19 protein-coding genes and 1 pseudogene are annotated in these 20,025 nt (G+C 66.7%); 6 read left to right on the top strand and 14 right to left on the bottom strand.

What is annotated here, in order from left to right; translation table 11 throughout:
* Positions 1-4: 4 nt before the first annotated feature.
* From AOZ53_RS04440 to AOZ53_RS04420, 5 genes are all read right to left on the bottom strand, one after another.
* Positions 5-331 (bottom strand): 7(1) septoil knot domain-containing protein, encoded by a 327-nt coding sequence (locus tag AOZ53_RS04440; RefSeq protein ID WP_231690556.1) that lies wholly within the window; start codon positions 329-331, stop codon positions 5-7.
* A gap of 59 nt (positions 332-390) precedes the next feature.
* On the bottom strand, positions 391-897 hold the full coding sequence (locus AOZ53_RS04435) for a GNAT family N-acetyltransferase (RefSeq protein ID WP_054479815.1): 507 nt from the start codon (positions 895-897) through the stop codon (positions 391-393).
* 61 nt (positions 898-958) lie between these two features.
* Complete coding sequence (locus AOZ53_RS04430) at positions 959-2,482, bottom strand: amidase (RefSeq protein WP_054479812.1); 1,524 nt, start codon at positions 2,480-2,482, stop codon at positions 959-961.
* An 11-nt stretch (positions 2,483-2,493) separates the two neighbouring features.
* Positions 2,494-3,480, bottom strand: a complete 987-nt coding sequence (locus AOZ53_RS04425; protein ID WP_054479810.1) for a Bug family tripartite tricarboxylate transporter substrate binding protein — start codon at positions 3,478-3,480, stop codon at positions 2,494-2,496.
* Positions 3,477-4,865, bottom strand: a complete 1,389-nt coding sequence (locus tag AOZ53_RS04420; protein ID WP_054486975.1) for a D-serine ammonia-lyase — start codon at positions 4,863-4,865, stop codon at positions 3,477-3,479. The genes AOZ53_RS04425 and AOZ53_RS04420 overlap by 4 nt, the downstream gene beginning before the upstream one ends.
* 121 nt (positions 4,866-4,986) lie before the next feature.
* Between AOZ53_RS04420 and AOZ53_RS04415 the strand changes: the two genes are divergently transcribed.
* Complete coding sequence (locus AOZ53_RS04415) at positions 4,987-5,916, top strand: LysR family transcriptional regulator (RefSeq protein ID WP_054479657.1); 930 nt, start codon at positions 4,987-4,989, stop codon at positions 5,914-5,916.
* On the opposite strand, the gene AOZ53_RS04410 is transcribed toward AOZ53_RS04415, so the two are convergent.
* The 3 genes from AOZ53_RS04410 to AOZ53_RS04400 form a co-directional block, all read right to left on the bottom strand.
* On the bottom strand, positions 5,913-6,191 hold the full coding sequence (locus AOZ53_RS04410) for a hypothetical protein (protein ID WP_082385499.1): 279 nt from the start codon (positions 6,189-6,191) through the stop codon (positions 5,913-5,915). The two genes, AOZ53_RS04415 and AOZ53_RS04410, sit on opposite strands and share 4 nt — an antisense overlap.
* 192 nt (positions 6,192-6,383) lie before the next feature.
* Positions 6,384-6,593 (bottom strand): DUF7661 family protein, encoded by a 210-nt coding sequence (locus AOZ53_RS04405; RefSeq protein ID WP_054479655.1) that lies wholly within the window; start codon positions 6,591-6,593, stop codon positions 6,384-6,386.
* 67 nt (positions 6,594-6,660) lie between these two features.
* Positions 6,661-7,077 (bottom strand): GNAT family N-acetyltransferase, encoded by a 417-nt coding sequence (locus AOZ53_RS04400; protein WP_054429723.1) that lies wholly within the window; start codon positions 7,075-7,077, stop codon positions 6,661-6,663.
* Positions 7,078-7,137: 60 nt separating this feature from the next.
* Between AOZ53_RS04400 and AOZ53_RS04395 the strand changes: the two genes are divergently transcribed.
* The gene (locus AOZ53_RS04395) at positions 7,138-7,377 is read left to right on the top strand and encodes a hypothetical protein (protein ID WP_054429722.1); all 240 of its coding nucleotides are present in this window, start codon (positions 7,138-7,140) and stop codon (positions 7,375-7,377) included.
* 207 nt (positions 7,378-7,584) lie between these two features.
* On the opposite strand, the gene AOZ53_RS04390 is transcribed toward AOZ53_RS04395, so the two are convergent.
* Positions 7,585-8,550, bottom strand: a complete 966-nt coding sequence (locus AOZ53_RS04390; protein ID WP_054486973.1) for a 2-hydroxyacid dehydrogenase — start codon at positions 8,548-8,550, stop codon at positions 7,585-7,587.
* A 104-nt stretch (positions 8,551-8,654) separates the two neighbouring features.
* Positions 8,655-9,650 (bottom strand): tripartite tricarboxylate transporter substrate binding protein, encoded by a 996-nt coding sequence (locus tag AOZ53_RS04385; protein ID WP_054486971.1) that lies wholly within the window; start codon positions 9,648-9,650, stop codon positions 8,655-8,657.
* A gap of 171 nt (positions 9,651-9,821) precedes the next feature.
* Here AOZ53_RS04385 and AOZ53_RS04380 point away from each other — a divergent pair, with 171 nt between their 5' ends.
* Positions 9,822-10,715, top strand: a complete 894-nt coding sequence (locus AOZ53_RS04380; protein WP_054429719.1) for a LysR family transcriptional regulator — start codon at positions 9,822-9,824, stop codon at positions 10,713-10,715.
* A gap of 51 nt (positions 10,716-10,766) precedes the next feature.
* Here AOZ53_RS04380 and AOZ53_RS04375 read toward each other — a convergent pair whose 3' ends face one another.
* Positions 10,767-11,150, bottom strand: a complete 384-nt coding sequence (locus tag AOZ53_RS04375) for a DCC1-like thiol-disulfide oxidoreductase family protein (protein WP_054429718.1) — start codon at positions 11,148-11,150, stop codon at positions 10,767-10,769.
* 75 nt (positions 11,151-11,225) lie between these two features.
* On the bottom strand, positions 11,226-11,837 hold the full coding sequence (locus AOZ53_RS04370) for a DUF2239 family protein (RefSeq protein ID WP_054479649.1): 612 nt from the start codon (positions 11,835-11,837) through the stop codon (positions 11,226-11,228).
* Between the two features lie 224 nt (positions 11,838-12,061).
* Between AOZ53_RS04370 and guaB the strand changes: the two genes are divergently transcribed.
* The 3 genes and pseudogenes from guaB to AOZ53_RS33235 form a co-directional block, all read left to right on the top strand.
* The gene (guaB, locus tag AOZ53_RS04365) at positions 12,062-13,522 is read left to right on the top strand and encodes an IMP dehydrogenase (RefSeq protein WP_049073345.1); all 1,461 of its coding nucleotides are present in this window, start codon (positions 12,062-12,064) and stop codon (positions 13,520-13,522) included.
* Positions 13,523-13,642: 120 nt separating this feature from the next.
* Positions 13,643-15,235, top strand: coding sequence for a glutamine-hydrolyzing GMP synthase (gene guaA / locus AOZ53_RS04360; RefSeq protein WP_054486970.1), 1,593 nt, complete (start codon positions 13,643-13,645; stop codon positions 15,233-15,235).
* Between the two features lie 164 nt (positions 15,236-15,399).
* Positions 15,400-15,726 (top strand): annotated as a pseudogene (locus AOZ53_RS33235) (integrase); the annotation flags it as partial.
* 5 nt (positions 15,727-15,731) lie between these two features.
* On the opposite strand, the gene AOZ53_RS04355 reads toward AOZ53_RS33235, so the two are convergent.
* Both AOZ53_RS04355 and AOZ53_RS04350 read right to left on the bottom strand, forming a co-directional pair.
* Positions 15,732-17,729, bottom strand: coding sequence for a UvrD-helicase domain-containing protein (locus tag AOZ53_RS04355; protein ID WP_054486968.1), 1,998 nt, complete (start codon positions 17,727-17,729; stop codon positions 15,732-15,734).
* Positions 17,730-17,734: 5 nt separating this feature from the next.
* Positions 17,735-19,768 carry an ATP-dependent nuclease gene (locus AOZ53_RS04350; protein WP_054486966.1) on the bottom strand — a complete coding sequence of 678 codons (2,034 nt, stop codon included), beginning with the start codon at positions 19,766-19,768 and terminating at the stop codon, positions 17,735-17,737.
* Between the last annotated feature and the right edge of the window lie 257 nt (positions 19,769-20,025).

The following is a 20,025-nucleotide window of genomic DNA, read 5'->3' as shown; positions in this document are numbered from 1 at the left end:
GGCGTCAGTCCGTGCCGGGAAACGCCTCCACCCACTTGACGGTCACGTCGGGGAACGCGTCCACCAACTGGACCGTGAAGTCGGGAAAGGCATCGACGATCTTCCATTCGCCGCAACTGTTGGGGAAGGCGCCGACCTGCTTTACGCGGATGTCGGCGAAGGCATCGACGATCTTGACCTTGATGTCGGGAAAGGCGGTGACGAACTTGACCGACCCGCGCAGCGGAATGCCTTTGTAGGTGCAGCGGCTTTTGTCGACATCACCGGCCTGGGCGGTGAAAGCGGCGCCCAGCAGGGCGCAGGCGAGAAGGGCGCAAGGCAATGCGCGCATGGGGAATGTCCTTGAATGCCGGGCCATGCCGGCTGGCCGAGGGAAGACGTGCCGCCGGATTATGCCAGCGGCGTCCGCAACCTTGCCATGCTGTATACGTCCGCGTAGCGCCCATCGCGGATGGCGTAGTCGCGCAGCTGGCCCTCGACCTCGAAGCCATGCTTGCGGTACAGCCCGACGGCGGCCTCGTTGTCGCAATAGACCATCAGCTCGACCCGGCGCAGGTTCATCCAGTCGTCCGCGACCCGCAGCAGCTCGCTCAGCAGCCGGCTGCCGATGCCCTGGCCCTGCCAGGCGCGGGCCACGCCCATGCCGATGGCGCCCGAATGGCTGCGCCGCACGCGCGCAGCCTGCTCCAGGCTGGCGCTGCCGACGACCTCGCCCAGGTGGGTGGCGACCAGCGCCAGCAGGCGCTCGTTGTCCGGGGCGAGCAGCCTGCGCCAGCGCTCGGGCGGCTGGTAGGGCATCTGCAGCACCTGGCGGGCGACGTCGGGATCGTTGTGGAGCGCGGCCATGCCGGGCAAGTGATGCTCGGCGAGGCGTTCGATGAGGATGGGGGAGGTCATGGGGGGCGGCGGCAAGGGGGGATCGGGCAACGCCAATGATAGCGCCGGCCCAGCCCCGGCCTCACACCGCCGACACGCTCCCCGCCGCGCCGCCCGATGCCGTGCCCGGCGGCGCCGTCACGATCGACGTCAACGCCGGCTCCGCCGCCTTCAGCCCCGCCAGGTCCGGCCGCGGCCGTTGCAGTTCGGCGATGCCCGCGAACGCCGACTCCATCCCCTGCGCCGCCGCCAGCACCTCGCGATCCCCGCGGAACCGGCCCACGATCTGCAAGCCGAACGGCATGCCTTGGTGATCCCGCCCGCAAGGCAGCGTCAGCGCCGGATGCGTGGTCAGCGTGATCACATACGTCAGCGCCAGCCAGCGGTAATAGTTCTCCTGGCGCTTGCCGTTGATGGCCTCGGCATACAGCTGCGTCCACGGGAACGGCGACACCGGCGTGGTGGGCGACAGGATCAGGTCGTAGTCGTCGAAGGCGCGCTGGAAGCGCTTGATCAGCCGGGTCTGCTCGGCCTGCGCCCAGGCGCAATCCTTCAGGCTCATGGCCGCGCCCATCTCGAAATTGGCGCGGGTGTTGGGGCCGAGGCTGGCCGGGTCTTTCTCGTAGGCGTCGCGCATGCCGGCCACGAAGGCCTCGGCGCGCAGCACGTCGAAGCAGCGGTGGGCCTCGCCGAAGTCGATGTCGATGGGATCGCAGGCCGCGAACAGATGGCGCATGGCCGCGATCTTGGCGCGGAAGGTGGCGCGGATGCCGTCGTCCACGTCGCACAGCCCGAAGTCTTCGCTGTAGGCCACGCGCAGCCGGCCCAGGTCGGCGACGCCAGGCGCCAGGAACTGCAGCGGATCGAGCGGATAGCTGAGCGGGTCGCCGGCGTCGGGCCCGGCGCTGGCGGCCATCTGCAGGCAGGCGTCGGCCACGGTGCGGCCCATCGGGCCGACCACCGAGATCGGCGTCCAGCCCAGCGGCTTGCGCACGCTCGGCACCACGCCGGGCGACGGCCGGAAGCCGACCACGCCGCACTTGGCGGCGGGGATGCGCAGCGAGCCGCCGGTGTCCGACCCGGTGCAAAGCGGGAACAGGTCGCTGGCCAGCGCGGCGGCCGAGCCGCCCGACGAGCCGCCGGCGTTAAGGTTCGGGTTGAAGGGATTGCCGGTCGCGCCCCACACGGTGTTGCGCGAGTTGGCGCCCGCGCCCATCTCGGGCACGTTGGTCTTGGCGGCCACGATGGCGCCGGCGCGGCGCAGGCGCGCCACCAGCGTCACGTCCTCGGCCGGCACGTGGTCGCGGTAGATCGGCGAACCGTAGGTGGTGAGCAGGCCGGCGGTGGGCTCCAGGTCCTTGACGCCCAGCGGCAGGCCGTGCAGCAGGCCCAGCGTGTCGCCGGCCATCACCGCCTGTTCGGCGGCGCGCGCCTCGATGCGGGCGCGGTCGAAAGCGGTGGCGGTGACGGCGTTGATATAGGGGTTGACCGCCGCGATGCGCGCGATGCACGCCTCCAGCAGTTCGACCGGCGAGAGCTGGCGCGCGCCAATCAGGCGCCGCAGCTCCACGGCCGACAATGAAACCAGGGAATCGTCCAGGGTCATGACAGCATCCTTCATTCGATCTTGATGTTGGCGCGCTGCGCGACATCGCGCATCTGCGGCAGTTCCTTCTGGATCAGCGCTTCGCCCTCGGCGGCGCTGGAGAAGGCCGCCTCGAAGCCTTGCGCCTCCAGGCTCTTGCGCACGTCGGGCGAGTCGACCGTGGCGCGCAAGGCGGTTTCGAGTTTTTTCTTGACGTCCGCCGGCAGGCCGCGCGGGGCGGTGAACATCAGCCAGGTGTCCATGGCCACCGACGGATAGCCCTGCTCGGCGAAGGTCGGCACGTCGGGCAGGAAGGCCGAGCGGGCCGGGGCCGACACCGCCAGCACCCGCACCTTGCCCAGCTTGCTCTGCGGCAACGCGGCGGCCACCGTGTCGACCGAGAACGGGATCTGGCCGCCGATCAGGTCGGTCATGGCCGGCGCGCTGCCCTTGTAGGGCACGTGGATCATCTTGATGCCGGCGGCGGCCAGGAACGCCTCGCCGACGAAGTGCGCGGTGGTGCCGGCGCCGAACGAGCCGTAGGCGGGCGGTTCCTTCTCGCGCGCCTTGGCGTAGGCCACCAGTTCCTTCAGGTCCTTGACCGGCACCTGCGGGTTGGCCAGCAGCGCCAGGCCGGTGCGGCCGACGATGCCGAGCGGCTCGAAGCTCTTGACCGGGTCGTACGGCAGCTTGGCCTGGATCGCCGGGTTGACCGTGAAGGTGGTGCCGGAGCTGACCAGCAGCGTGTAGCCGTCGGGCGCGGCCTTGGCGACGTAGCCGGCGCCGATCGCGGTGCCCGCGCCGGCGCGGTTTTCCACCACCACGGTCTGGCCCAGTTCCTGGCCGAGCTTTTGCGCGATGACGCGGCCCAGCACGTCGGTCGCGCCGCCGGGCGGGAAGGGCACGACCAGGGTGATGGGACGGGTCGGGTAGCCGGCCTGGGCGCTGGCCGGGGCGGGCGCGGCGAGGGCGCCCGCGAGGGTGACACCAAGGGCAATCAAGGCAGTCTTCATGGTCATGCTCGACGAGAGTGGTGGAGGGACGGCGCGCCGGTCGGCGCCTGGGGGGCGGCCGCGAGTCGTTGCCCGCGGCTCAGGAATCGGTCGTACTCCTCGGCCGGCACGTACAGCCCGCCCGTGGTCCAGGCCAGGTGCGTGGCGCGCGCCAGATGCGGCCGCAGGCCGCGCTGGCGCAGCCATTGCTGCCCGGCCAGGCTGCCCAACAGTTGGCGCGGACCGGAAAAACCGGCCGCCGCCGACGGCTCGATGCGCAGGCCTTCGCTGTCGTGCAGCCGCGCCAGGTCGCCGTAGAGCGTGTCATCGGCCACCGTGTAGACGCCGGCCAGCGACTGGCCGACGGCGGCATACGCCAGGTCGGAGGCGCGCGGCACCGCCAGGCCGTCGGCCTCGGTCTGGTTGGTCAGGCCGATGTCGTAGACCGACGGCGGCACCGGCACGCCGGGCAATTGGCCATGGCCGGCCATCATGCGCAGCAAGAAGCAGGGCGACTGCACCGGTTCGGCAAAGAAGCAGTGCGCGTGCGCGCCATACAGCAATGACAGGCCGAACGCGATGCCACCCGGCGCGCCGCCCACGCCGCAGGGCAGGTAGACGAACAGCGGATGCTCGGCATCGACCACGATGCCGGCCTGCGCGATCTGTTCGCGCAGCCGCAGCGCAGCCGCCGCGTAGCCCAGGAACAGCGAGGCCGAGCGTTCGTCGTCGACGAAGTAGCCGTGCGCATCGGCCTGGACCTGGCGGCGGCCGGCGGCCACGGCCTTTTCATAGTCGCCGGGGTGTTCCACCACCTCGACGCCCCGGGCGCGCAGGCGCGCCTTCTTCCATTCCTTGGCGTCGGCCGACATGTGCACGGCGGCGCGAAAACCCAACGCCGAAGCGATCACGCCGATCGACAGGCCCAGGTTGCCGGTCGAGCCCACGGCCACCTGGTATTGCGCGAAACAGGCGCGCGCGGCGGGCGCGCCGAGCTTGCGGTAGTCATCGCCGGGCGCGACCAGGCCATGCGCCAGGGCCAGCTTCTCGGTGAACTCCAGCACTTCGTGAATGCCGCCGCGGGCCTTGATGGAGCCGGCCACCGGCAGGGCGTGGTCGGCCTTGATCCACAGTCGCCCCGACGCCGCCGGCAGCCCCAGCGCCTGCTGCATGGCGGCGGCGTCGCGCAGCGGCGATTCGATCACGCCCGCGGCGGCCTCCAGTTCCGGGAACAACTGCGCCAGCAGCGGGGCAAAGCGCGCGAAGCGGTCATGCGCCGCTTGCACATCGGCCAGGGTGAAGGCGACGCCGGCGCCGGTCGCGGCGTTGTCTGGGCGCGTCCACAGCAGCGGTCGCGCCGCGCGCAACGCCTGCAAGGAAAAAGCGGAAACCGAAGCGTGGGACGGGATCATGACTGCGCGCCAAAGGGGTGATGTCATCGAACGGTCACATCCTAGGCGGGGGTCATGCATTGCGGCAATATGAATTGCTAGAATCGTTCATTGCGTTTTTCGCAAACCAAGGGCAAACCCGATGAACCCACAAATCCTGCAGGAAATGGCCGTGCGCTACTTCCTGGAAGTGGCGCGCTGCGGCTCGGTCAGCGTCGCGGCGGAGCGGCTGGACGTGGCGCCGTCGGCGGTCAGCCGCCAGATCGCCCGGCTCGAACGCGAACTGGGCACCTTGCTGTTCGAGCGCCGCTCGCGCGGCATGGCGCTCAACGCCGCCGGCGAACTGCTGGCCGCCCACGCCAAGCGCGCGCAGCAGGACGTGGACCGCGTGGCCGGCGAAATCATGGGACTGCGAGGCTTGCGCCAGGGACTGGTGCGGGTGGTGTGCACCGAGGGCTTCGTGCATGACTTCCTGCCGGCAGCCATCGCGGATTTCCGTCAGCAGTACGCGGGCATCCGCTTCACGCTGGACGTGTGCTCGCAACGCGAGGTGCCGGCCCGGGTGCGCGATGGCGCGGCCGACGTCGGCGTGACGCTCAGCCTGACCTCGCATCGCGACGTGCGGGTTGAACTGCGCATGCCCGCGCCGGTGCGGGCCGTGGTGGCGACCGATCACCCGCTGGCCGGCCTGCCCGAGGTGTCGCTGGCGCAGTTGATGGCCTATCCGCTGGCCTTGCCCGATGCCGACTCCACCTTGCGGCAGTTGATCGACATCAGTTGCAGCCGCCAGCAGTTGCAGTGCGAGCCGGCCTTCTCCAGCCGCAGCGTCGACGCGCTGGTGGCTTTTGCCGGCGCCGGGGGCGGGGTGGCGTTCTGCGGCGAACTGGCGATCCGCTATCGCCTGCGCGGACGGCAGGTGGTGGCCGTGCCGCTACGCGACCGCGAAATGAACGAACGCCACTTCGAAGTGCAGACCCTGGCCGGGCGCGTCCTGCCGGAGGCCGCCAAGGCGTTCATCGCCAGCTTGCGCGCGCAACTGCGCGCGGACGGCGACGCGCTGCCGGCGTCCTAGCGTTCCGTCGTGAACTGGCCGGCCTGGCGCGTGGCCAGCCAGGCGCGGCCCTTGGGTGTCAAGGTGGCCACGGGGGCGTCGCCGCCAGGGCGGCGGGCCAGGTCCACCAGGCCGTTGCTGGTGGCGTCTTCCCAGGCGGACAGGCGCGGACACGAGGTGCGCCAGGCCTCCATGATGTCGGCGTAGGTGCGCGGCTGCTCGGCAACCCAGATCAGGAACTGCGTCAGGTTGCCCAATTGCGAGGCGCTGGCCTCGATGGCGGGGGTGTTGGACACGGCGGGCTCCTGGAGCGATCGGCCGGCTTTCACGATACTCCCGCGCCAGGGCCGCGGCCAGTGGCGGGCGTTCAGCGGTCCGTCCAGCGTCCTGCTTCAGTGGCCTATTCAGCAGCCTGTTCAGGGGCCCTTTCAGCACCGCATTCAGCGGCTCGTTTCAGCGCCAGCCCGGCGGCTGGCGTCGCGGCGCGCTCAGGCGAGCCGCGCCACGATGTCGCCCGGCCGCGCCATCTCGTGATACAGGTCGTCCAGGTAGGCCGCCAGTTCGTCTTCCGTGACATCCGCCGGAATCACGATCTCTTCGGCGCGCACGCGCTTGCCCGCGACGGACTGGTACACGGCCCATTGGCCGGCCTCGCGCACGATATCCAGCTGCAGGCGGCGGTAGATGTCGAATCTCATGATCGGTGGCAACGGGATCGAGGGGGCGGGGACCGCGGCGCCTCGGCGCGCGCCGCGTTGGGGACAGTCACTGGCTGATGAGTTTCTTCATCGACGGCGCGGGATGCAGCGTGTACTGCTCGCGCTCATAGAACGGGATCGCGTCGGGCCGGGCATCCAGGAACACCGCGCCCATGCCGCGGGCGCGCGCATCGGCCTCGGCGTAGGCCATCAGCGCGCGGCCGGCGCCGCTGCCGCGCACCGCTTCGTCGACCACCAGATCGTCGACATGCAGATGCGGACCGCGCGCCAGCGTGTGCACCGGCCGCATGCCCATCACGCCGATCAGCTTGCCGTCGCGGTAAGCCCCGACCAGTTCGTAGCCGCTGTGCGATTGCCGGCGCACCCGCTGCAGGAATTCCGCCTCGTCCAGCGCGCGCAACTGCTTGATCAGGGGAAAGGCTTGCGCCCAGGCGGACGGCTCGATTCGGCTGAGGGTCAACATGGTGTCTCCGGAAAGTTTTGGCGGCAGGCTACCATGGCCTATTGCCAACAAGGAGACATCATGGACGTGGTGGACGGATTTCAGATCACGCGCGGCGCGGTCCAGGTACAGGACGGCTATCTGCCGATGATCGAGGCGCAGGGGCTGTCGGCCGATGGCCGCACGCTGCGCGGGGCGGTGCCCGTGACGGAATACGGAGTGTTCGACGACCAGGAAGAGGCCATCAACGCCGGCTGGACCATCCGCGTGCGCGCCATCACCGTCGAGGACGACGGGTTGTCGATACGGATCGACCAATAGGCTCGCCGAACGCGATCCTGGACAAAAAAAATCCGGCCCGAAGGCCGGAAAAAACTTACAACAACAAGCACAACAGCTCGCCGGCACGAGCCAGTGCGGTGAGAAATTTATCAGATATGCGATAAATTGAAAGGCGCCGTGTCCATGCAATGGACAAAAAGGGCCGGATCGCGGGTTTTCCCGAGACGTCGAGGGCGCCCCGCCGCGTCAGATCACGCGCGTCACCGCGACGCCATTGCGGAACCAGCCATCCAGGTTCGCCAGCATCAGGTCCGCCATCGCCCGCCGCGTTTCGTGGGTGCCGCTGGCGATGTGCGGCAGCATCACCACGTTGTCCATGGCATTGAGCGCGGCGGGTGTGGCCGGCTCGTGTTCGAACACGTCCAGGCCCGCGCCGGCGATGCGGCCGGCCTGCAGGGCCTCGACCAGCGCGGCCTCGTCCACCACCGTGCCGCGCGCGATGTTGATCAGCCAGCCTTGCGGACCCAGCGCTTTCAGTACCTCGGCGTCGACCAGGTGCCGCGTGGCGCCGCCGCCCGGCACCGCCAGCACCAGGAAATCGCACTCCGCGGCCAGCGCCGTGACGCTGGGGCGGTAGCGGTAATGCGCCGGCGCGTCCGGCCGTGGCTTGCGGTTGGTGTACAGGATGGGCATGTCGAACGCTTCCGCGCGCCGCGCGATCTGCAGCCCGATATTGCCCAGCCCGACGATGCCGCATCGCTTGCCGCTCATGCGGGCGCCCAGGCCGAAGCCTTCCTGCGGCCAGCGGCCGGCGCGCACGAAGCGGTCGGCCTCGGCGATGCGGCGCGAGGCCGCCAGCATCAAGGCCAGCGCCGTGTCCGCCACGCAGGCGTCGAGCACGCCCGGCGTGTTGGTGACCAGTACCTGGCGCGCCTGCGCCGCCGCCAGATCGATGGAGTCGTAGCCGACGCCGAAACTGAAGACCCCCTCCAGCGCCGGCAGCGCCTCGATCAGCTCGCGCGTGGCGCCGAAGCGGCCGCTGGTGGCGATGCCGCGGATGGCCGGGCCGTGCTCGCGCAGCAGCGCGGCTTGGTCGGGGCTTTGCCACCAGCGGTGCACGCGGTAGCGCGACTCCAGCTCGGCGGTCAGCTCGGGCAGCAGGGGGCCGACCATCAGCAGGTCGGTGGTGGGGGAAGCTTGGGGAACGGTCATGGAGTGGGCGCTACGTTTGCTGCGGCGATGCCGGGGAGGGCGGAACCGCTGTTGAGGAAGAGAGGATCGGCGGCGCCGGTTCGCGGACCGGCGCCGCCAGGTTGTCATTGCACCTGGATATGGCGTGTCTTGATGATCTGCCCGTAACGCTCGCGCTCGCTGGCCGCCAGCGTTTCCAGCTGCCTGGGCGTGGAGCCATGCGCCACCGCGCCCTGCGATTCGAGCTTGGCCTTCATCGCCGGATCATTGGTGATGTTGCGGATCGCGGCCGACAGCTTGTCGATCACCGCCTGCGGCGTGCCCGCGGGCGCCAGCACTGCCGTCCACGACCCGGTCTGCGCATTCTTGACGCCGGCCTCGTCGATGGTCGGCACGTTCGGCAGGGCGGGCGAGCGCGTGGCGCCGGTCACCGCCAGCGCGCGCAGCTTGCCGGAGTTGACGTAGGGAATGGTCTCCAGCACCGACGCGAACAGCATGTCGACGCGGCCGGCCATCAGGTCGGTCATGGCGGGGCCGCCGCCCTTGTAGGGCACGTGCATCAGGTCGACCCCGGTGGCCTGCTGGAAGATCTCGCCCGACAGGTGCGGCGCGCCGCCGGTGCCCGAACTGGCATAGGTGTGCTTGCCGGGCTGCGCGCGCGCCAGCGCCACCAGTTCCGGCACGTCCTTGGCCGGCAGGCTGGCGGGCACCACCAGCACGAACGGCAGGTCCGAGAACAGCGACACCGGCGCGAAGGCCTTGGCCGGGTCGGAATGCAGCTTGTAGATCCAGGGATTGATGGCCAGCATGCCGGAATTGGCGAACAGCAGCGTGTAGCCGTCGGCGTTGGCGCGCGCCACCAGATCGGCGGCGATCTGGCCGCCGGCGCCCGGACGGTTGTCCACCACCACCGACGCGGCCAGCTTGTCGCCCAGCGCGGCCGCCAGCAGGCGCGCCGAGATGTCGGTGCCGCCGCCGGGGGCGAACGGCACGATCAGGTTGATCGGGCGTTCCGGGTACGGCGCGGCCCGCGCGGCGGCGGGCAGGATGGCACACGTGGCCAGGGCCAGCGCGGCGGCGATGAGCCGCCGGCGCGGGCGGTGGGTGGGGCTTGTCTCCATGGCTTTCTCTTTGTAGTGAGCGGCTCGGGCCGCGGGGAAAACGATGCTGCGATGACACTCCTTCCGGCCCGGCCGGTCAGGCGCCTGGCGTTGCGGCCGAGTATAGGAATGCCAGCCGATGGATGACTGTTCGAGCTATAAATAGCATTGATCAATTCAAGGATTGGATCGATGGAATTCCGCCAGCTCGAATGTTTCATCGCCGTGGCCGAGGAACTGCACTTCGGCCGCGCCGCCGCGCGGCTGTGCATGACGCAGCCGCCGCTGTCGCGCCAGATCCAGTTGCTGGAGCAGGACCTGGGCGTGACGCTGTTCGAGCGCAGCAGCCGCCAGGTGGAACTGAGCGCGGCCGGCCGCCGCTTCCTGCGCGACGCGCGCCACCTGCTGGAATACTCGGCGCGCGCCGCCGCCACCGCGCGGCGCACCTCCGGCGGCGACGCCGGCCACATCACCCTGGGCTTCACGGCGGTGGCGTCGTACCGGCTGATGCCCTCGCTCATCATGCGGGCGCGCAAGCGGCTGCCGGGCGTGGAGATCCAGTTGCGCGAAACCGTCAGCACCGACCTGTCGCGCCTGCTGGTGGCGCGCGAGCTGGACGCGATCCTGGCGCGCAGCGTGCCGCAGCAGGCCGGCATCGCGTCGCGCCTGATCGAGCGCGAACCGCTGGTGCTGGCGCTGCCCGCCGGCTCACCGCTGTGCGAGCAGGCGGTGGTGCCGCTGCGATTGCTGCAAGGCCAGCCGTTCGTGCTGTATTCGCCGCGCGAGGGCAAGTATTTCTACGACCGCATCGTCGGCGCCTTCGGCCTGGCCGACGTGCAGCCCGACTATGTGCAGCGCGCCAGCCAGACGCATACCTTGCTGGCGCTGGTGCGGGCAGGGCTGGGGGTGGGCATCGTGCCCGACTCGGCGCGGGAATTGCGCCTGGAGGGAGTGGAGTTCCGCTCGCTGGGCCAGCGCGACCTGTATGCGGACATGTACCTGGCCTGGCAAGCGCAGCACGACAACCCGGCGCTGGGCGCATTCCTGGAGCAGGTGGCGGAAGTGCGGGCGGCGTCGGCCGCTTGAACCGGCGCCGGCGAAACCGGCTGGGGGCGTAATTGACGAGAGCCCTGGCCCTCAGGCCGGCATCTTCTTCTTGCCCAGCAGCGCCAGCGTCAGCGCGCGGCCGCGCCGCATGAAGGGATACAGCGCCGCCGACAGGCACGGCCGGCGGAACACGGCGGCGTTGATCTGGTTGAACAGGTCGCTGTCGGAACTGATGAGCGCCAGCCGGTTGACGCAATCGGCGCCCCAATAGACCTGGCCATCCAGCCGCAGCAGCATGCCTTCGTTCAGGTCATAGCCCTGCTTGCGGAAATGCGCCACCAGATCGGGATGCTGGCGCATGTCGAGCAATTCAATGGGGCCGACGGCCTTGCGCAGCCGCATCATCCGCACGTAGTTCGAGCAGAAGGGGCAGTCGCCGTCGTACAGCAGGAAGTTCTGGTGGCCGGTTTCCATGTAGAAGAGCTTAGCAGGGGCCGCGGCCGGGCGCAGCAATATCGGCCGGCCGGGTCCGCCGCCGCCTCGCACCGCTCAGGCCGCCGCCTCCGCCCACGCCAGCGCCAGGGCGTAGTCGCGCACATCCCGCGGCCATGGCGCGACCTGGCGCGCAAAGCCTTCGCGATCCTCGGCGTATAGCGCCCGCGTGGCTTCCTCGAAGCCCGGCAGGTTGCCGCCCATGCTCGACATGAAGTGGTACGCCGCCTCCTGCCGCTGGCGCCGCTGGTCGCGCGCCTCGTTGTCGCGGCGCGCCTGCTCCACCAGCTTGCGCAGCGCCACCGACGCGCCGCCCGGCTGCGCCGCCAGCCAGTCCCAATGGCGCGGCAGCAGCGTCACTTCGCGCGGCACCACGCCCAGCTTGGGCCGGCCGCGGCCGCGCGGGGCGGCCTCGACGGAGTCCGCTTCATCAGGCGCTGCGGCGGCGGCCGCCGGCGGCTGATAGCGCTTGCGGATCTCGGCCTCGCCGCCGCGCAGGTCCAGGTCGACCTGCTTGCCGCTCTGGTCGTCGAACACCAGGATGGCGGCGTCGGCGCGCGCGGCCTGGGCCTGCTTGACCGACAGCGCCACGTCCGCGAGCGCGCCCCGCGCCAGCAGGCGGTGGCCGTCGAACGCGGTATGGGTGGAGGGAAGGGCAGTCTGCGTCATGAGGAATGCGAAGGATATTCGCCCGGATGAATTTGATGATCCGCATTGTGGGCATTGCCCGGGGTCTTGTCAATATAATCCGGGTAAAAATAGTGGTGCAAGGAATAGTGCAAGGTCGCAACGCCTATTGAAAAAAGTCGCAAAAATCATGCGCCGACCTAGGGTCAACACCTAGTCAAAACACGTCAGCGGCGTATAATCTTGCTTTGCGCCCGGAGTTACCCATGCGTCTCGTTCAAAAAGCGCTCACCTTCGACGATGTGTTGTTGGTGCCTGCGTATTCCGAGGTGTTGCCGCGCGACACCTCCCTGGCCACGCGCCTCACTCGCAACATCTCCCTCAATATCCCCCTTGTGTCCGCCGCAATGGACACGGTCACCGAATCCCGCCTGGCGATCGCCATGGCCCAGGAAGGTGGCATCGGGATCATCCACAAGAATCTGTCCGCCGACGCCCAGGCCCGTGAAGTCGCCCGCGTCAAGCGCCACGAATTCGGCATCGTGATCGATCCGGTCACCGTCACCCCCCAGATGAAAGTGCGCGACGCCATTGCGTTGCAGCGCCAGCATGGCATCTCGGGCCTGCCGGTGGTGGAAGGGCGCAAGCTGGTCGGCATCGTCACCAACCGCGACCTGCGCTTCGAAGAGAACCTGGACCAGCCCCTGCGCAACATCATGACGCCGCAGGAACGCCTGGTCACCATGAAGGAAGGCGCCACGCTGGACGAGGCGCAGGCCCTGATGCACAAGCATCGCCTGGAACGCGTGCTCATCGTCAACGACGGTTTCGAGCTGCGCGGCCTGGCCACCGTCAAGGACATCGTCAAGAACACCGAGCACCCGCTGGCCAGCAAGGATGCCCAGGGCCAGCTGCGCGTCGGCGCCGCGGTCGGCGTCGGTGGCAACACCGAAGAGCGCGTTGAAAAGCTGGTCGCCGCCGGCGTCGACGTGCTGATCGTCGACACCGCCCACGGCCACTCCAAGGGCGTGCTGGAAGGCGTGCGCTGGGTCAAGCAGAACTACCCCAAGGTCGAAGTCATCGGCGGCAACATCGCCACCGCCGCCGCCGCGCGCGCGCTGGTCGAGTACGGCGCTGACGGCGTCAAGGTCGGTATCGGCCCCGGCTCGATCTGCACCACCCGCATCGTCGCCGGCGTCGGCGTGCCGCAGATCCACGCGATCTCCGAAGTCGCCAAGGCGCTGGAAGGCACGGGCGTGCCGCTGATCGCCGACGGCGGCATCCGCTACTCGGGCGACGTCGCCAAGGCCCTGGCCGCCGGCGCGTTCTCCTGCATGATGGGCGGCATGTTCGCCGGCACCGAAGAAGCGCCGGGCGAAGTGGTGCTGTTCCAGGGCCGTTCGTACAAGTCGTATCGCGGCATGGGCAGCCTGGGCGCCATGACGGAAGGCTCGGCCGACCGCTACTTCCAGGACCCGGCCAACAATGCCGACAAGCTGGTCCCCGAAGGCATCGAAGGCCGCGTCCCCTACAAGGGCAGCGTGCTCGCCATCATCTACCAACTGGTCGGCGGCATCCGCGCCTCCATGGGCTACTGCGGCGCCGCCACCATCGACGACATGCGCACCAAGGCCGAATTCGTGGAAATCACCTCCGCCGGTGTCCGCGAGTCCCACGTGCACGACGTACAGATCACCAAGGAAGCGCCCAACTACCGCGCCGACTGATCCCCGTACAGTCAACTACAATGTCATGCATCGCGCACCGGCAGAACCGCAAAATCAGTCAGCGGGTCTGCCGGTGCGGTTTTATTTACTGCGGTTTCATTCATTACCGGTAGAGTCTCCATGCACCAGCGCATCCTCATTCTCGACTACGGTTCGCAAGTCACCCAACTGATCGCCCGCCGCGTCCGCGAAGCCGGCGTCTACTCCGAAGTGCATCCCGGCGACGTCGACGATGCCTTCATCCGCGACCAGATGGCGCAGGGCCTGAAGGGCATCATCTTGTCCGGCAGCCACGCATCGGCCTACGAAGAAGGCTCCATGCGCGTGCCGCACGCCGTGTTCGAGCTGGGCGTGCCCGTGCTGGGCATCTGTTATGGCATGCAGTCCATGGCGCAACAGCTGGGCGGCGTGGTCAGCTTCTCCGACCACCGCGAATTCGGCTACGCCGAAGTCCGCGCCCACGGCCACACCAAGCTGCTGGAAGGCCTGGAAGACTTCGCCACCGCCGACGGCCACGGCATGCTCAAGGTCTGGATGAGCCACGGCGACAAGGTCACCGAGCTGCCCCCGGGCTTCAAGCTGATGGCCTCCACGCCGTCCTGCCCCATCGCCGGCATGGCCGACGAAGATCGCCGCTTCTACGCGGTGCAGTTCCACCCCGAAGTCACGCACACCGTGCAAGGCAAGGCCATGCTGGCCCGCTTCGTCAACGAGATCTGCGAATGCCAGGGCGACTGGAACATGCCCGACTACGTCGCCGAAGCCGTCGCCCGCATCCGCGAGCAGGTCGGCCAAGACGAAGTCATCCTCGGCCTGTCCGGCGGCGTCGACTCGTCGGTGGCCGCGGCCCTGATCCACAAGGCCATCGGCGACCAGCTGACCTGCGTCTTCGTCGACCACGGCCTCTTGCGCCTGGACGAAGGCAAGCAGGTCATGCAGACCTTTGCCGAGAACATGGGCGTCAAGATCATCCACGTCGACGCCACCGCCCAGTTCATGGGCAAGCTGTCCGGCGTGGCCGACCCCGAAGCCAAGCGCAAGATCATCGGCCGCGAATTCGTCGAAGTGTTCCAGGAACAAGCCGGCAAGCAGAAGAGCGCCAAGTGGCTGGCCCAGGGCACCATCTACCCCGACGTCATCGAATCGGCCGGCGCCAAGACCGGCAAGGCCACCTCGATCAAGTCGCACCACAACGTCGGCGGCCTGCCGGACACGTTGAACCTGCAGCTGCTGGAACCCCTGCGCGAACTGTTCAAGGACGAAGTCCGCGAACTCGGCGTGGCCCTCGGCCTGCCGCCGCAGATGGTCTACCGCCATCCGTTCCCGGGCCCGGGCCTGGGCGTGCGCATCCTGGGCGAAGTCAAGCACGAGTACGCCGAGCTGCTGCGCCGTGCGGATGCGATCTTCATCGAAGAGCTGCGCAACACCAAGGACGAGGCCAGCGGCCTGACCTGGTACGAGCTGACCTCGCAGGCGTTCGCCGTGTTCCTGCCGGTGAAGTCGGTGGGGGTGATGGGGGATGGCCGTACGTATGAATACGTCGTGGCCCTGCGTGCTGTGCAGACGTTTGACTTCATGACGGCTGATTGGGCGCCGCTGCCGCATCCGTTGCTGGCTCGGGTTTCCTCGCGGATTATTAATGAAGTGCGGGGGATCAACCGGGTGGTGTATGACGTGTCGAGCAAGCCGCCTGCGACGATTGAGTGGGAGTGATCCTGCGGTCTGGCACTGGGCTGCACCAAAACATATCTAAGCCCGCGAAAATGCGGGCTTTTTTTGTGTCTCTTTGTCTACCACGGTTTGCCAGCCGCAGTCAGCGCATTTTTATGGCACTGACTGACCCCGATACCATGTTTGGTGCCTGATACCATGCCACCATAGTGGAAGAGGACTTGCAGGCGCTGATAGATACCATCGTGGAGTGGGGCGCGCTGGCAACGGCCGCCCACGCCCGAGAGATGGCGTTGCAAGTCTATCGGTGGGTCATCGAGCGCGGCTAGAAGGTCGAGAATCCGGCAGAGTTGGTCCGCCCGACGACCATCGCCAAATTCGAGCCGCGCGACCGGGCTCTGGCACCCGATGAAGTTGGCCTAGTGCCCCAGTACATGGAGCGTATCGGCACGACGCCATGCATATGGGCAGCGGCCACGCTGCTGCTGGCGATGGTGCGCAAGAGTGAATTGACCAACGCGACTTGTAGCGAGAATTTCTAGGGCTCTGCACCGTCGCAGCAATCGATGATTGTCCAACCCCGCCTTGCGAGGAGATCAAGTTCTTTGTCGACGAACGCATCTTTGCGCATCGCCAAACACAGGAGGTGAGTCGGCCGCGTCATCGCCACATAATGGAGCTTCATTCGGCCAAGCATGCGCGTACCTTCGAATACTGTCTTGCCCTTCTTGTTGACCGTCGAGCCACCTGTCTTCGCTCCGAGCAGCCAGGGTTTTAGTTCGCTCAGATGATGATCGAAATAGAAACTGTCGAGCACGAGCGTCGCGGTGTGCGTCTCACCCTTGACCGAATGAATTGACCCTAGCCGGACCCGGACCTGCGGGGCATCGCTTGGATAGGCCAAGAGGTTGTCGTTCCGAGCGAGGATCGGCGCTTTGCCTTCTTGCGGTGGGTTGGTCTGCGGCCAGGCGAGAAAGGCAGCGACATCAGCGCCAAGCACAGCAGAGCCGCTTAGCAGTTTGACGGTCGACTCGACGAGCGGGAACGCCGCCGCGTTCCAATTGGCCTGTGTGATTTCTCCACGGCTTGTCAGGATCATCTCTTGCAGCGCGAGATAGTTTGCGCGCGCTTCGGTCTCGGCCAGTAGATCGACCACCCGGCGATGGGGTGATTTTCGTGCGATCCTGCCGTGCGTGCCGCCTGCCAACTCGCTTGCCGCCAGCAACGCTGAGGCTGTCGCGTTGACCAGCTTGTCGCTGTTGCCGCTGCCTGCCGTCTCGAACCTTGCGCGCGCCAGGTATTGCGCGAAGCTGTTCGGTGCCGTTTCCTTGCGTGCACAGTTGGGATCATAGCTCGGCGCGTAGTGACCCATCGCGTGGGGCACCCGGCCATTCTCATCAAGTTCGTGCACACCGGCGACGGCGGTGAACACTCCGCACTCCAGAGCCGCCGCGTCGAACGAGTCAATCAGATGTGCGCAATAGCGGGGGAGCACCAATTGCACCGTAGCATCGTCGAATAGGAAGATTGCGGATGCCTTGGGATCGGTATCTATGCGGGGTGGTGGGCCGGCACCAATCAGTGCTTGTGGCGTGACGCCGAGGCCCTTCACCTCATCGGCAAGCCCTTGGGCAAAGCGATAGCTGCGGGGCATCGCGTGGACGACAGCGCCGGGGAAAGGATCGGTGTTCGCACCCTCGAGTCCGGGGCGCGCATAGATCGCTTGGTTGGAATCGCCAAAGCGCTGCCGCCGTGACGGCGAATCGCCAGCGCAGAAAATGCGGTGCAGCAGCGCCGACTGTTCCTCGCTATTGTCCTGAGCCTCGTCGACGAACACCAGCGGGAAACGCTGACGCAGATCCATCGCCGTCTCTGGACGCTTGTCGAGGAGCTGATTGGCCCACACGAACATCTCGTCGAAGCAGAAATAACCTTGCTCGCTGCCCGCACGGCGCGCATCGACCAGCGCCTGATAGGTTGGCGTATGCGGTCCAAATTTGCCAGTCTTACCGCCAGAGTAGTCGGGCTGCGTGTAGATCAGGCATGTTTCCGTTAGCCGGTTCTGCTGCAATGCCCAGCGTGTATTGTCCGGGACCATGCCCCAGCGCTTCATAAGGGCGATCTGCGTGTCGATGCAGCGCACCTCTATACCCTTCGAGCGCAGCCAGGGCAGCGCAAGATACTCGTTCACGAACGAATGGATTGTTCCAACAAAGTGCGGATAGTGGGCAAGCGCGATACCGGCGGCAGAATTGCTCAGTTTGGTGCTGATCTCGTTACGTGCTGCATTGGTGTGCGAAAGCACGCAAATACCTTGCTGGCGATGCGGCCAGCGCATTGCCAGCACCGCCAGTTTGGCGACCAGCAAGGTCGTCTTCCCGCTGCCCGGACATGCCTCGAAATCGACCGTGTCGAGATTGAGCATCGCCTTTAGTCGGCTGTCATCACCGTCGACCGGTGCGAAACCGTCAGGTCCCAGCCCCATCAACGCGGCCGCCCAAGCAACGTCCTGTTCGCGGATGAGATCGTCGAACATCGTGGTCAGGCCGCCGTCACTGGTTCGCCCGCTGGGGCTGCGGCCGGTGCGTCGAATGGCGCGGTCACATGCGCGATCGCTGCAACGGCATAGGGTGGGAGGAGATTGCGCAAGGTGCTGGCGTCGAGTTCACCAGCCTTGACATCCTTCTCCAGCAGCTCAGCCAGATACTGCGCGGCGATCGCCTTCGACGCCCCGTCGACCTCGAACAGCGCATAGACATGCGACCCGAGCGTCTCTTGATCGGGTGCGGCTTCCGCAATGGCCTGATAGGCAACGTCGGCGGCAGCGATGACATCGGCTTGGACGGCTGTTCCGGTATTGAGCCGGTCGTCCGCCAGCGCGAGAGATGCGGCTCGAAACACATGCTTGCCGAGACCGTGGAACGCGAGATCATATTCGAGCGTCCATTCGTTTGCGACGAAGGTGTCGACCTTCTGACCCGAAGCTTTGGCACGGCGATCGGTGCGGCGCTGCTCCAATGCGTCGTCGGGGAAATCCGCCTTGACGCGCCATTGCCGCTTCGAGGGTGGCCTAACTGGCACTGGCTGGCCTGCTTCGAGCTTGCCGACGATCCATGGCGCCACGTCAGGCATCACATCCATATCGGTGACGCATGCAACCGGAATGTTGATCGCACCGTCCTTCGCGGGATCTTCGCGCATGAAGATCCGCGCATAGCGGCCAAGGCCGACGCCGCCAACATTGACCACCGACACGCCGTGGTGATGGAAATCTCGGTCGAGCAGCTTTGCGATCACGGGCAGCAGGACATTCTCGGCATCGCCTTCGACAATCAACACTGCCCGCGCAAAAAAAAGATTTGCCTTGGTCACGTCGAGGAAGCGCTCGAGGAAGCGATAGTCCGATGGGCTTAGCTTAGTGTTGCCCTGGCATAGCGGAAAAGCGCGCCCACCTTCGATCAGCGCCAAATTGTCTAGATGCAGATCCGAGGCGAGGTTAGGGCTATGCGTCGTGACGATGATCTGAATGCGCTGGCCATCGGCGCGTTCCTTTTTGGCCTGCTCCTGCAAGAAGGACATGAGACGAAGTTGGCGCTGTGGATGGAGATGCGCCTCGGGCTCTTCAATTAGCAGCAGCGGAAAGCCGTCGCTTTCGGCGGCGAGCAGCAGCAGCTCGCAGGCCATGAACAGCAAATTGTTCGATCCCAGCCCTCGGCTATGGGCGCTCTCCGCATCGGCCGACCCGGTCAAGGCAAGCTCGAGTTTTTCCAGTAGTTGCCGTAGCCGAAGATTGTCTTCCTGTGTGCCTGAGACACCGATCCGAGCCAGCAGCAAGTCGTTGGCGAACGACAGCGGCGCGAGATAGTCCTCGTTGAGGCGCTTGCGCGCCTGCTTGATGCCTTCGCTTTCGCCGAACAAATGGCTGGCATAGTCACCGAGCCCGAGCACGCTCAGCGTTTTTGGGTCGGCTGGCGGATCTGCATGTCGGTCGAACCCGATGCCGGTGTCGCGAATCTCCTTGGTGTGCTGGAGTATTTGTGACAGCCGCGATCCGCGACCTGCACTCATGGCGCGCTCCGCGTCGCGTAAGGGCCGTAGATAGGTCGCGGTCAGCAGCGACCGCGCTCCGAGATCCAGCAATGGCCCGTCTCCCTTGGCGCCGGTGCGCCATTCAGGCGGGAGCACACGGCGTGAGCTTCCTTCCTTGGTGTTGCGCTTTGCCATCCAGGTGATGATGAGCGCTGTCTGGACCGCGCCACCGATCGTTTCATAGGTGAGGAATTCCGAGAAGGCGCCGCGATCGGCCGTGGTAAGTCCACGAAATGTCAGGCGGATCACTATCTGATCTGCGCGCTCAGCGCCCGGCGCGGCTTGGTGGAAATCAGCCGGATCAATGCGTAGCACATCCTGGTCGCGGGTGCCGAGCACCAGGCGGAGTGCGTCGATTACTGCCGTTTTGCCCGCATCGTTCTGGCCGACCAATGCGGTAAGCCCAGGATTTAGCGGCAACGTAAAGGCACTCTCGGCGGAACCAAACAGCCGAAAGTTCTCGATTCGAATTTCTGCGATATACACTCAACGTTCCCTCCACTGCCGTCGAGTTTAGCAAGCAAATCGAGGTCAAGAAACTGACGTATTCTTCTTTCCACCGAAGCGATAGAATTTTTCGTTCCTCTTCAAAATCACCTCTCTGTCCTTTTTTATTGGCTCTTGGGTCAAAGGCGCGCTTCGCGCGTCAATCCGAGCGGTGAAACGATGTCAACCTAATTGGCCAACTAATAGGGTGAAGCAATCAGCATTGCGGGGCACCATCAGGCAGAATCGTAAGGTTT

The organism is Achromobacter sp. 2789STDY5608621, from assembly GCF_001299375.1.
Taxonomy (GTDB): Bacteria; Pseudomonadota; Gammaproteobacteria; order Burkholderiales; family Burkholderiaceae_B; genus Achromobacter; species Achromobacter insuavis.
This window is presented reverse-complemented; position numbering and strand designations above follow the sequence as displayed.